This is a genomic window from Halomonas sp. CSM-2 (assembly GCF_002119345.1).
Taxonomy (GTDB): Bacteria; Pseudomonadota; Gammaproteobacteria; order Pseudomonadales; family Halomonadaceae; genus Vreelandella; species Vreelandella janggokensis.
The window spans coordinates 80,854-93,509 of the sequence record NZ_NBYR01000006.1 but is presented as its reverse complement, the minus strand read 5'-3'; the positions used below and the strand labels follow the sequence as shown (position 1 = coordinate 93,509).

The following is a 12,656-nucleotide window of genomic DNA, read 5'->3' as shown; positions in this document are numbered from 1 at the left end:
TCGGCGTCGTTTAGCGTAACGATAGGGCACCCGCCCCGGTATCGTCGCCCACCGCCTCTCGGTAGGCGGCTGCCTCTTCGGCTTCTTGCGCATCGGAGAAGCGTACCAGCAGGACGCACGAGGCCAAGGCCAGGACGGCTAACCCCAGGTAGAAGAGGCCTTGCTGATAGGTCAGGCTTTCACTGCGGAACAGGAAGGCGGCAGAGACGGCGCCAACGTTGCCGCCTGCGCCCACAATACCGGCCACCGCGCCCAGGGCTTTTTTATTGATGAAGGGTACCACCCCGTAAGTCGCACCTTCGGCCATCTGCACAAACAGGCTGAACACCAGCATGATACCGATCGCCAGGCTTAGTACATGCATTTGTGAAAAAGCGATCAGGGCGATGCCTTCACAAATGAGAGCGACCAGTAACCAGCGCACGCGCCCCTTCAGGCCCCCCAGTTTGGCAAACAAGTCAGAAAATATGCCGCCCAGCGTACGGGCAAAGATATTCATCAAGCCAAACAGGCCGGCAATCAGACCAGCGGTGGCAAGTGTCAGGTCAAAATTATCGAAAAAGTAGATGGCGGCGATGTTATTGATCGTCAGTTCCACCCCAAAACAAATCCCATACACGACGAACAGCGCCCACACGCGAATATCTTTTGCCGCGACGGTAAAGCTTTGTAGCGCGCCGTTTTCGCCGCTGGCGGGCGGTAGCTCGCCAAGAGCGCGCAGCTCGTCAAAGTTGCCATCGGGCGCATCCTGGGTAAATAGCCAATAAGCAATGCCGGTGAAGAACAGCACAACGCCTGGCACGACCATGGCTAACCGCCAGCCCAACGCCTCGTTAACTCCAAGCATCAACATACCGGCAAATATCAACGGCATGACGATCTGTGTCGTGCCGCCGCCCAGGTTCCCCCAGCCGGCACTGGTGGCGTTGGCGGTACCCACGACATTGGGCGCAAACATGATGGATGTATGGTATTGAGTGATAACGAACGACGCACCGATGGCCCCAATCGCCAGGCGCGCAAGCAGGAAGGTTTCAAAGCTGTCGGCCAGGCCGATGCCCATCACCGGGATGGAACCGAGCAGCAACAAGCCGGAATAGGTCTTGCGTGGCCCGAGACGGTCGCATAATACGCCGATCACCAGGCGGATAATGACGGTGATCGCGACCGAGGCGATGATGGTGTTACCGATCTGGGTCTGGGTGAGAGCTAGGTCTTCACGTACCACCGCCATGAGCGGCGCAATGCCAAACCAGCCAAAAAAACAGAGATGGAAAGCAAACCACGAAAAATGGAAAGCGCGCATTTGTGGCGTAGAGAAATTGAGCAACCGAATACGGTTGGCTTTGTTGCGAATATCCATGGGATGGCCTCACGGGTTCTGTTACGAGTTCAACACCCTGCGCGTGAACACGCAGCGTCATCGGTTCACGAGAACATGCCTTCTTCATTGAAGGTCAGGTTCGACGCACTCGTACCCGCTTGGGCCTGGTCCACGCCTACCACCACTGCTTACATTTATGCAAAGTGGTTGCCATGGTTATTTTTTATTATTTTAATCAGTTGGTTACTATTGAAGGGAGAGTGTTTGAGGAACAGGTTGAAAGATAAATATCATGCTAATGCTGCATCATTGGGCATCAGCAGGCCTGGTTTGGCTTAGTTTGGTGCTGTAGCAGGCGCCGGGCTTTCATCCAGATAGACATCGTCGATATCCAGCGTGGAGCGTTCGCCGAGCGCGTCGATGTTGTCTTCCAGCCAGCGGTCGGCGGCGGCATGGCCCTGTTCAAACAGGTGGCATAGAAAGGGCCACTCGGCATTCAGCTTGCTGGATACCGACAGTGGCAGTAACGCACCTTCACCGCTGATGCGGTGGAACAACGCCTGCTGATAGCAGTTCTCGATACCCTGGGCGTCAAGCACCTGTTTAAGCATGGCGATCATGCGCACCTCTTTGATCAGCGCTGAATTGAAGGTGATTTCATTAAGGCGGTTCATGATGGCTGACGCCGTGGTGGGTAAGTCGTCTCGTCGAATGGGGTTGATCTGAACGAGCAGAATATCGCGTGCGCTACATTCCTCCATCAGCGGGAAAAGCGCCGGATTCCCCATGTAGCCGCCATCCCAATAGGCTTCTCCGTCAATTTCAACGGCCTGGAACACAAATGGCAGGCAAGCGGAGGCCATGACCGCATCAAGGCTCATCTCATGCCGACGAAAGACCCGCTGCTTACCGGTACGGACGTTGGTGGCAGTAACGAAGAGTTTGAGCTGTTCACAGCGGCGGACCCGATCAAAGTCGATCCGTTCGGCCACAATGTTGCGTAGAGGATTCACGTTGAGAGGATTGAACTGATAGGGCGAGACCAGCCGACTCATCAGGTCCATGGCGATATAACCCGGCGAGTGTTCGAGACTCCAGTTCCCGGTCAGCTTGTCCAGCGGTGAGCGACGAATAGGGCTTGCCATCCCCGCTCGGCTGACGGCCCGCCAGAAATCGTGCAAGGCCTCGCGGGCGGTTTCTTTATCGCCCCGGGTGAGCGCGTCGGCCATGACCACGCCGTTCATCGCACCGGCACTGGTGCCGCTGATGCCCTCGATCTCGACCCTTGAGTCCGCCAGTAAGCGGTCAATGACGCCCCAGGTGTAGGCGCCATGAGAACCACCGCCCTGTAATGCCAGGTCTAACGATTTAGGTTGCGTCATCGACTTGCCTCCTGGGTATAAGTCGTTAAAAACGGTGGGCAAGTGACGGTGCGTTGGGGCAGTTGATCACCTGTGAGGTTGCCACCCATTCCTGGTCAGGGTAGTAGGCAAACACATAGTGGTCGCCCTTTAAGCTGTCGATCAAGGGGTAGGTGACTTCTTCGCGAACCGCCGGGCAGCCGTGGCTGCGACCCAGTCGCCCCGTCTGGTCAATAAAGGCTTCGCTGACATAGTCGGCACCGTGAATGACGATGGCTCGTTCGTAGGCGTTGTCGTTAACGTTGGTCTCCAGGCCTTCCAAGCGCAGTGAATAGCCATTGCGGCCGTAGTAACTGTTCATGGTCTTAAACAGCCCGATGCTGGATTGGTGGCTGTCGGGGATGTTGGAAAACGTCTCCGCCAGGGCGTCCCCCGACCCTTGACCGTGGGAGACGAGCTCTTGGAACATCAGTTCGTGCTGGGCCAGATCGAACACCCACAGCCGCGGCTCGGTTGACGGTAGAGAGTAATCGATCACCGCCAAGCGCTCGGCGTGAGGGTCGCGACAGCTGAGCGCTTTAGCAGCGAGGCGAAGCGCCTCCGGACTGGCGTCTGGCGCGAGCTGAAGCAGTTGGTGGTTTAACGGCAGAACGCCATTGGGCGGTGCGCTATCGATGTGGCTATAAAAACTGGAGGCATGGATCGGGAGTGACAATAACGTGGCGGGCAGGTAAATAAGCCAGGCACGCGGCGAAAAAAATGGCACCATATAAGTCCATCCTGAAAGATAGGTCCATACTGAAAAGTACAACGCGGTTAGGCAGTCACTAACGCGCTATGATAACAAGTAAGTACGTACATTATTGGGACAGCCATAGTAACGCAAGGAGAGGGCAATGAACGAGCGGCAGCCATTAAGACGATGGGCGATGGGGGTGGCGCTTTGCCTGAGCGTAGGTGCGGTGGGTGGTGCTGGTGCAGACACAACACCCATTAGCGACACGCTGGAAGTGCGTGTGACGGCGAGTGAACAACAGTTGCCGATCAAAAGTTTCTATCAATACCGCGATTATCAGCCTGTATGGACGACGGCGGCAAGCGTGGAAGCGCTTGTGGCAGGTCTCAATGCGCTTGAGCAGGACGGTATAAACCCTGAGAACTACGCGTCAGCGTCGCTCATGGAAGCGTTTGAGCGCAGCCAGGCAGGTGGGGAGTCTGCCCAGGTGACGTTTGAGTTGCAAGCGAGCCAGGCGCTTTTGCAGGCGCTTGATCATTTGAATCGTGGCCAGGTGAATCCCCGAGAGTTAAGTGCTCAATGGGATGCTGAGCGGCCATCGCGAGGTTACTCGATGGGGGCGGTGGCCAAGGCCGTTAATCAGATGGATATGGCGGCGGCGTTTGACCAGGCACGTCCGGACTCCTCGGCGTACCGTCGACTAAGAGCTGCGTTTATTGATTTCCAATCGCGGTCATTGCAGTCGAGCGTGCCTTACCTTGATCATCGTGAAGAATCGCTCAGACCTGGCGATCAACATGATGATGTTTTAACGTTGCGTCGTCGACTGACGCACTGGGGCGAGCCTCACCTGCTGGCGGCTAACCCGCAGGCTTATCCGCTGGTAGACGTCGACACCCCTGATCAAAGACATTTTGATGCGCCGCTGGCGGCGGCCGTCAAACGTTTTCAACGGTGCCATCTGCTTCAGGAAGATGGCGTGGTCGGCGAACAAACCCGACGCGCGCTTAACGTCCCGCTGTCATTGCGGGCCAAACAGCTCAAGGTGAACCTTGAGCGTGCGCGCTGGATGGGATCTCAGCCGGACAATGCGCCAAGGGTGTGGGTCGACCTTGCCGGCTACCGCTTGCATTACAATCGGCCAGGCGGCGAGCATTGGCAGACCCGCGTCGTGGTAGGTTCCCCCCAGCGTGCAACGCCGGTGATTCAATCGGCGATTACTCATCTAACGTTAAATCCAAGCTGGACCATCCCGCCGACGATCATGCGTGAGGACGTATTACCGCGTGTTCGTGAGGACGTGGGCTATCTAGCCGAGGAAAATATTCAGGTGGTTGATTTTGACGGTAACCCGGTGAATGCTGAGGAGGTCGATTGGCAGCAGCCGGGCAGTGTCATGCTGCGCCAGGTAGCAGGTAGCGCGAACCCATTGGGGAGCATCGTCGTGCGCTTTCCCAATGACCATATGATCTATCTGCACGATACCCCAGCCCAGGGGCTTTTTCAGCGGCATCAGCGCGCGCTCAGCTCAGGCTGCGTCAGGGTTGAGGGTGTTACCCAGTTTGCCCAGCTGTTGTTAGAGGATACCGGCAGTTCGGCACAGGTGGCGAGCTTGGTGGCCAGTAGTCAAAGCGATCGGCAGCTCAGCTTGCCGCGTCGCGTGCCCATTGCGCTGCATTATTTGACGGCTTGGCCGAATGCTGAGGGCGAGGTCGAGTTTCGGCCGGATATATACGGCCACGACGCAGCCGTGGAGTCGGCACTTAGCCAACCCATGCAGCTATCGGGTTAATGACCCTGTAAGCGGCCGATTGCCGAGTAAGGAAATAAAAAAAGCGCCACGTGTGTGGCGCTTTTTTGTTGGAACGCGAGAGTTATTCGTCGTCTTCTGAGGTGTTGCCGACCAAACTGATAGTGCCGGTTTCACCGCTATCCAGTGCCGCCAGTATGGGCTCGGCCTGGCGCTGAAATGCGATGAGCGTATCGCCATTCAGGCTGGTATTCTCAGGCAGCTCAACGGTCATCGCGTTGACCGGAGAATTGTTGACAATGACCTCGTAGTGCAGATGCGGGCCAGTGCTGCGGCCGGAGTTGCCCGATAGCGCAATGCGCTCGCCCATTTTGATCCGTTCGCCCTGGCTGACCAGAGGTCTTGAAAGGTGTAAATAACGGGTGCGGTAGCCGTTGTCGTGGCGAACGACAATATAGCGGCCGGCGGCGTAATGGTTGGCGACCTTCTCGACCCGGCCCGAAGCCGGGGCCGTGACGGGGGTGCCGATGGGCATGGCAAAATCGGTTCCGTTATGCGGGCTTATGCGCCCGGTTACCGGGTGTTTACGGCGTGGGTTGAAGCCGGAACTCAGGCGGTAGTTGCCTTCAAACGGTCGACGTGCAAAGGCCGGGTCCAGACTAGCACCTTCAGGCGTATAGAATTTATCGTCGGTAGCATTGCGAACGACTGTCAAATTCATGCGTTCGCCCTGGTATTTAACCGCCAGTACACGTGAGTCAAGCGTTTCGCCTTCAATCATGTCAGATTCGACGAGCACCTGAAAATGATCGCCGCGACGGCTGTCGCGGCGAAAATCGAGTTTTTTCTGGAGCAGTAGGGTCAATGCCGTAACGGCGCTACTGCTAAGACCCGTCGACTGGGCGGAGCGGGCAAAGCTGCCGCTGACGGTACCCGCGTAAAGGCGTTGAACCGGCTCGCCTTTGCGCTCAATGCCGGTGATGGCGTACTGGTCATCTTGGCGTTCAACCAATACCCCTTCACGGGTATTTTTCATCATACGCAGCGACAGCAGGCGACCTTCTTCGTCAAGCTGGTAATCGAAGCTGTGGCCTGCACGCCAGTGGGTCAGCATTTTGGGATCGGGAACGTCGTCAAGCAGCTCGAGGACTTCGCTGTAACCCAGGCCTAATTGGTTCTGGGCCAGAACCGCAAAGGTTTCTCCCGGCTCAACGATATGGGTTTCCCACTGCGGGACAAACGGCTCTTCTGCGGCAAGTTCCAAATCAAGGAAAGACACATCGCCAAACAATTCAGCGCCATAGTCTTCATAGGACGTGGCGTCGGCTATCTGGGTAGATGATTCGTCGTCGACATCCAGCATGCCGCTGGTAAGGGTGCCGATCACAACCGCCATGTGCAGCGCGCCATCATTAAGAATGACGTCATTTGTCTTACTTGTGTCTGAAGCGCTGAGTACAGCGGACGAGGGAGCTGGCACGCTTGCAGTTTGTAGTTTTACATCGGCTTGCGCGCCATCAATAACGTCCAGATCGACAATCTCGGTCGCCTTCAGATCGCTCAGCGGTATGTTATCGCGAGTGGCATCAAGGGCGCGGGAGGCGCGGTCGATGGCATCAGCCACCGGGGTGCGTTCTTTATGAAGCACGGGGACGCCAGGGGTAGAATCGCTTGGAAGAGGGACCAGAACGCTCTCCATTGGAGCGTCAGGTTGATTCAGTTCGTTGTATGTCGTTAACAATTTTTGTGTGCCCAGCACCGTAACCATGGTGGCTACCGGTAACAATAACAATTTATGCGTGCGGGGCAGAGAATGAAGGATTCGCAACATGGGTAAATAGACCGCCGAGTTCGTGATTTTAAAGTAACAAAAGCGAATAAACCCATGAACCATAACCCATGATAGCGGGGGTGCCTAGACTGTATATCCATACATAAAGGGAACTTACGCCCAATCGCGCAAGAACATAGCAGATTCTACAGTTTTTTGAACACTGTTTGCTAACAAATGTAATGCTAGGCGATAAACATCCTTGTTGTAAGCTTTATAGAGTGAAAAAATTTTGCGAGCTTCCATGTGCTTAGCAAGCAAAGCATAGCTGTATTTGGCTTTTTGTAAAGTATCTATATAAGTGATGTCTAACTAATATTGGCGCTAAAATCTCTCCATAACTCCATAAGTTGCTCTGCCCGACGACAAGCTATTGCGTCACCTGAAGGGGCTTTCAGGTAAGGGGCTTGTAGAAAGCGTCTTGCAGAATAGTTGGTTCGGGTTACGGTAATCCGGGCCATAAGCTGGCACTATGGTTTTATCGAAAGTTTGGCGATTGTTTCGCTGTTTTGCGTCGGGGAAATCGAAATGTCTCGGGTAACACTTGCACAGTGGCAGATGTTAGCCGCCGTGGTTGACCATGGAGGGTTTGCTCGGGCCGCCGAGGCCGTGCATAAAAGTCCCTCAACGTTGAACCATGCGGTACATAAACTGGAAGAGCAGTTAGGGGTTCAGGTGCTTGAACCGGTAGGGCGCCAGGTCCGGCTGACGGAGGCCGGCGAGTTACTGCTGCGCCGGGCACGTCAGTTGATTGAAAGTTCTGAGTCGCTGGAAGATGTGGCCTCGCGGTTGGCAGCCGGACTGGAGGCGGAAGTTGTTCTCGCAATTGATCAGGTGTTTCCTGCTGGCGCCCAGGCGAAAGCGCTGGAGCGTTTTTCTGAAACCTATCCCCAGGTACGGGTACAACTGTTTGAAAGCGTCTTAAATGGCGGCATTGAAATGCTATACGATGGCCGCGCGGACTTGGTGATTTCAGGTATTGAGGCGCAAGGGTTTCTTGGGGAGCCGCTGGTGATGGTGAAGTTTGTTGCCGTCGCCCATCCCGCTCATGCGCTGCACAGATTGGGTAGATCGCTGGATCTGCGCGACCTTGCCCAGCACCGTCAGCTAGTCGTCCGGGATTCCGCGCTTCGCCAATCGACTAACGCTGGTTGGTTGAAAGCCGAACAGCGCTGGACGGTCAGCCACCTGAATACCTCGCTCGATATGCTCAAGCGGGGCCTTGGTTTTGCTTGGATGCCAGAAACGCGTATCGAACAAGAACTCCGTGATGGCCAGCTCAAGCCATTACCACTGGCAGCGGGCAGTATTCGGGAAGTCCCTATCCAATTAATTTTTCGTGATCAGGACCGTGCTGGCCCGGCGGCTCATGCCATGGCTGCAGCGTTGCGCCAGGCGGTACGTGAGTGTGCTTCCGAGGATTCGATTGCGTCGAATGAATAGCGCTAAAACATCCGCTTGAGTCGCGTACCCCCAAGCGTATGCTGAATCGACGCTAACCGCTTTGAGGAGATACACCATGGGGCTGCTGATTGATGGCGAATGGCACGACCAGTGGTACGACACCAAGAAACATGGGGGGGAGTTCGTGCGCGAATCCGCCCAGCTGCGCGACTGGGTGGGCGATCATCCAGGTGTTGAAGGTAGCTGTTACCCGGCTGAAAAGAACCGTTATCATCTCTATGTATCGCTAGCCTGCCCGTGGGCGCACCGTACGCTTATCATGCGCGCTCTAAAGGGACTTGAGTCGATTATCGGGACTTCCCACGTCAGCCCGTTGATGCTTGATCAAGGGTGGACCTATCATCAAGACGAAGGTGCCAGCGGCGACTCTGTCAATGGGGTCGAGTTTCATCGCCAGCTTTATACAATGACCGATCCCCACTACACCGGGCGCGTTACCGTCCCTGTGCTTTGGGACAAGCGGCGTGATGCGATTGTCAATAATGAATCGGCCGATTTGGTGCGTATACTTAACGGCGCCTTTGACGAGTTGACCGGCAATGACCTGGATTTCTACCCTGATGATCTGCGCGATGTCATTGACGAGGTCAATGCCGACGTTTATGACCACATCAATAACGGTGTTTACAAGTCAGGCTTTGCTACCGAACAGCGCGTTTACGAAAAACATGTACAGGCGCTGTTCGATGCCTTGGAACGTATGGAAACGCGTCTGGCACAGCATCGTTACCTGGCAGGTGAGTGGTTGACCGAGGCGGATATTCGACTGTTCACCACCTTGATACGCTTCGATGCAGTGTATTACGGCCACTTCAAGTGTAACGTGAAGCGCATCGAGGACTTTCCTAACCTAGCCAACTATGTGCGCGAGCTTTATCAGTGGCCGGGCGTCGCCGAAACGGTCAACATGGACCACATCAAACGCCACTACTATTACAGTCACGACACCATCAACCCCACGCGTATCGTGCCGGTTGGGCCAGCGTTGAACTTCGATCGTCCCCATGATCGCGAGCGGTTATCGGGGAAGGGGATACGCCGCAAGGCCTGATCAAACGTCTGGAAATCAAAAAGCCACCTCGCGGTGGCTTTTTTGACGTTATTCCTAAAAGGGAATCTACGATATCAACGCTGAAGTTACTCTTCGTTGATTTCTTCGTCAGGATCAATGGCCTCGCGAGTTGTTTGCCAGGCGCTTTGAACCCCTTCCTCGGTACTTTGCCAAGCATCACGGGCATTTGCCTTGGTCTGCTCCCACCAGTCGCGGTCATAAGTCGGGAACGACGTTACTTCCTCTTCCGAGGCGCTGATGAGGACACGGTGCTCGGTTTCGTCACCGCCAGTATCGGTTTCCAGGCTGAAGTAGTCAGTGTCGACGACTATTTCGCGACCGCCCAGGCCGAGGACAGAGCCGCTTTCGACGACCAGGGCGCTTACCTGCATATCTTCGTTCAGTAGAATGTCGTCGACATCACCGATTTCTTCATTGGAATTGCCTTCGAGATAAACACTCGCATCCATGATGTCGTCGGCGGAATACATGCCTTGTGGCTCGTCTGAAGCAGCATTGGCATTGAGGGCAACACTGCTGAGTAGGGCTGCACTGACGGCAGTGGTGATCATTGATTTACGCATAGCATCTCTCCTTGTGGCTACGAACCTCAATATCTGGTTGGGTAGCCGTGTCGACTAGGCGACAGGCAACAGAATATTGAGAGAATATATTGGCGCGTTGAACGATTACAGGGAATTGGCCCAGTCGTCCGCCTTGCGCTCGGCTTCTTCCTTTTCCAAGCCATATTTTTGCTGCAGCTTGCCCACCAATTGGTCACGTTTGCCGGCGATCTGATCAAGTTCATCGTCGGTGATTTCGCCCCAGCTGGCGCGTGCTTTGCCTTTCACTTCGGTCCATCTTCCTTCGACTTGATCCCAGTTCATCGAATCACTCCTTGAGGTGCCATGAAATTGATAAGGCACCCATTAGGCTAGACGAAATATGGCATGGTGCAAGGAGGCAGCGAACGAAAAAACACTGAAATGACTGGTCAGGTACCGAAGGCGGTGTTAGCATGCGCACTCCTCGCATGTGCTGACCCCACCATCACGACGATAAGCGTTTGCCTGCGTAGTCACGAGTCGTTCCCAAGAACCGCTCCCTACGAAGCAACGTTTGCTGGAACATCTTGCTAACGCCAGATGTTGACTGCTGTGAAGATGGCGCGCCTCCAGTATTTCACCAAACGGGTGAAATCGGCGCAACAAGGTCGCCACGGCGGATTGAACCGCTATCAAAGCGCCAATCCGGATGCTGGGTGCGACCGGCGTCTCCGACTCCACCGATGACGATATCCGCTATGCGGAGCCATGTTCTTTGATGCTGCCTTGACGTGCGCATCATTAACGAGTCAGAGACGCTTACGATGTTTTTTGCCGGAACAACCGGCCTACCAAGGTGTGATTAATGACCTCGACTTCTGTCGCTTCGCCGAGCTTCGGCGATCTTGCTCTATTGCCTGCCGTTCTGACGGCTGTTGAATCTCAGGGCTACGAAACTCCCTCACCCATTCAGGCGCAGACCATTCCTGCGTTGCTCGAAGGGCGGGATATGCTGGGCCAGGCGCAAACCGGTACCGGTAAAACCGCTGCGTTTGCATTGCCATTGTTATCGCGTCTGGAACTGACGCGCCGTGAGCCTCAGGTGTTGGTCATGGCACCGACTCGCGAGCTTGCTCAGCAGGTGGCTGTCTCGTTCAGTAAATACGGCCAAAACCTTAAAGGCCTCGAAGTTGCTACCCTGTGTGGCGGTCAAGAGTACCGTGAGCAACTCGGCGCGCTGAAGCGCGGTGCCCAGGTTATTGTCGGCACCCCTGGTCGGATTATCGACCATCTCGACCGCGGCAGTCTGAAACTTGACGGTCTTTCTGCGCTGGTGCTGGACGAAGCGGACGAAATGTTGCGTATGGGCTTTATCGACGACGTAAAACGCGTGGTTGCCGATACCCCGAAAAATGCGCAGCGCGTGTTCTTCTCCGCGACCCTGCCGACTGAAATCGAGCGTATTGTTAACCGCTATCTGGTCGACCCGGTTAAAGTCGCGATCGAGAAAGGCACAACGACGGGTGAAAACATCGAGCAGCGCATCGTGCGTGTTGACGGTGGCGCCAAGCTTGAAGCCCTGGCGCGTATTCTCGAAGTCGAGCCGGTCGATGGCGCCATTGTCTTCGTCCGTACCCGTGCCGCCTGTACCACCCTCGTAGAGCAGTTGACGGCGCGCGGTATCAATGCGGCAGGCCTTTCGGGTGACCTTGACCAGAGCCTGCGTGAGCGCACCATCACCCGTTTGAAGCGTGGCAAGGTCGACGTGCTGATCGCCACCGATGTGGCCGCACGTGGTCTGGACGTAGCGCGGATCACCCACGTCATCAATTACGATCTTCCCCAGGATGCGGAAGCGTATACCCACCGTATCGGTCGTACTGGCCGTGCCGGCCGCAGCGGTATCGCCATTACCTTTGCCGGTTTCCGCGAAGGACGCAAAGTGGGCTGGATGGAGCAGGCAACCGGCCAGAAAATGACCGAAATGCCGCTACCTGACGAATCTGCTATTCGTGCGCACCGTGATGAAGTTTTCCATCAGCGCGTCATTGCTTCGTTAACCAAAGGGGCAGAAGAACAGCGTGCGCTGATCGAGCGTCTGGTAGAAGAAGGCCATGATCCGGTCGAGTTGGCCTGTGCCTTCTCTGCCATGGCCCGCGCTGATGAAGCGCCTATTGGTCGCCTGCAGGCACCGCGCAAAGAGAAGCCTTCACGTGATGGCGCGTCTGGCGGCAAGCCGGGTGCTCGCCGTGAGCGTTCAAGCACGCCCAGCGAAGGCATGACCCGCTACCGCGTTTCTGTCGGCCATAAAGACGGCGTCAAGCCCGGTCAACTGGTCGGTGCGCTGGCTAACGAAGGTGGCATCGAAGGCGCGCGTATTGGCCGTATCGATATCCGTAATGCCTTCTCGGTAGTTGAACTGCCAAGCGGTTTGCCGTCTTCAATCCTGACCAAGATGGCGCGTGCTCGCGTATCCGGCCGTCCGCTGGAAATCAGCGAAGACAGCGCCCCAGAGCGTGCTCCGCGCCGTCGCCGTGACGAAGGTGATGCGCCGGTTCGTCGCCGCGAACGCGCCTAAGGCGCCATCAGTCGCC

General features: G+C 55.9%; 10 protein-coding genes. 4 read left to right on the top strand and 6 right to left on the bottom strand.

Annotation, left to right across the window (positions count from 1 at the left end; all coding sequences use genetic code 11):
- Window positions 1-10: 10 nt before the first annotated feature.
- The 3 genes from B7L15_RS06485 to B7L15_RS06475 form a co-directional block, all read right to left on the bottom strand.
- A complete protein-coding gene (locus tag B7L15_RS06485; protein ID WP_085918188.1) occupies window positions 11-1,363 on the bottom strand; it encodes a NarK family nitrate/nitrite MFS transporter in 1,353 nt (450 codons plus the stop codon).
- A 296-nt stretch (window positions 1,364-1,659) separates the two neighbouring features.
- Window positions 1,660-2,706, bottom strand: coding sequence for a patatin-like phospholipase family protein (locus B7L15_RS06480; protein ID WP_085918187.1), 1,047 nt, complete (start codon window positions 2,704-2,706; stop codon window positions 1,660-1,662).
- Between the two features lie 25 nt (window positions 2,707-2,731).
- The gene (locus tag B7L15_RS06475) at window positions 2,732-3,454 is read right to left on the bottom strand and encodes a murein L,D-transpeptidase catalytic domain family protein (protein WP_085918186.1); all 723 of its coding nucleotides are present in this window, start codon (window positions 3,452-3,454) and stop codon (window positions 2,732-2,734) included.
- A 127-nt stretch (window positions 3,455-3,581) separates the two neighbouring features.
- Between B7L15_RS06475 and B7L15_RS06470 the strand changes: the two genes are divergently transcribed.
- Window positions 3,582-5,213 (top strand): L,D-transpeptidase family protein, encoded by a 1,632-nt coding sequence (locus B7L15_RS06470; protein ID WP_085918185.1) that lies wholly within the window; start codon window positions 3,582-3,584, stop codon window positions 5,211-5,213.
- Window positions 5,214-5,295: 82 nt separating this feature from the next.
- On the opposite strand, the gene B7L15_RS06465 is transcribed toward B7L15_RS06470, so the two are convergent.
- Window positions 5,296-7,002: a peptidoglycan DD-metalloendopeptidase family protein gene (locus B7L15_RS06465; protein WP_085918278.1), complete on the bottom strand. Its 1,707-nt coding sequence runs from the start codon at window positions 7,000-7,002 to the stop codon at window positions 5,296-5,298.
- A gap of 528 nt (window positions 7,003-7,530) precedes the next feature.
- Here B7L15_RS06465 and B7L15_RS06460 point away from each other — a divergent pair.
- A complete protein-coding gene (locus B7L15_RS06460; protein ID WP_085918184.1) occupies window positions 7,531-8,445 on the top strand; it encodes a LysR family transcriptional regulator in 915 nt (304 codons plus the stop codon).
- A 76-nt stretch (window positions 8,446-8,521) separates the two neighbouring features.
- Complete coding sequence (locus tag B7L15_RS06455; RefSeq protein WP_085918183.1) at window positions 8,522-9,517, top strand: glutathione S-transferase family protein; 996 nt, start codon at window positions 8,522-8,524, stop codon at window positions 9,515-9,517.
- Between the two features lie 86 nt (window positions 9,518-9,603).
- Here the strand turns inward: B7L15_RS06455 and B7L15_RS06450 are convergent, their stop codons facing one another.
- The gene (locus B7L15_RS06450) at window positions 9,604-10,101 is read right to left on the bottom strand and encodes a PRC-barrel domain-containing protein (RefSeq protein WP_085918182.1); all 498 of its coding nucleotides are present in this window, start codon (window positions 10,099-10,101) and stop codon (window positions 9,604-9,606) included.
- A 105-nt stretch (window positions 10,102-10,206) separates the two neighbouring features.
- A complete protein-coding gene (locus tag B7L15_RS06445) occupies window positions 10,207-10,404 on the bottom strand; it encodes a CsbD family protein (RefSeq protein WP_085918181.1) in 198 nt (65 codons plus the stop codon).
- Window positions 10,405-10,927: 523 nt separating this feature from the next.
- On the opposite strand from B7L15_RS06445, the gene B7L15_RS06435 reads away from it, so the two are divergent.
- Complete coding sequence (locus B7L15_RS06435; RefSeq protein WP_085918180.1) at window positions 10,928-12,640, top strand: DEAD/DEAH box helicase; 1,713 nt, start codon at window positions 10,928-10,930, stop codon at window positions 12,638-12,640.
- The last annotated feature ends 16 nt before the right edge of the window (window positions 12,641-12,656 follow it).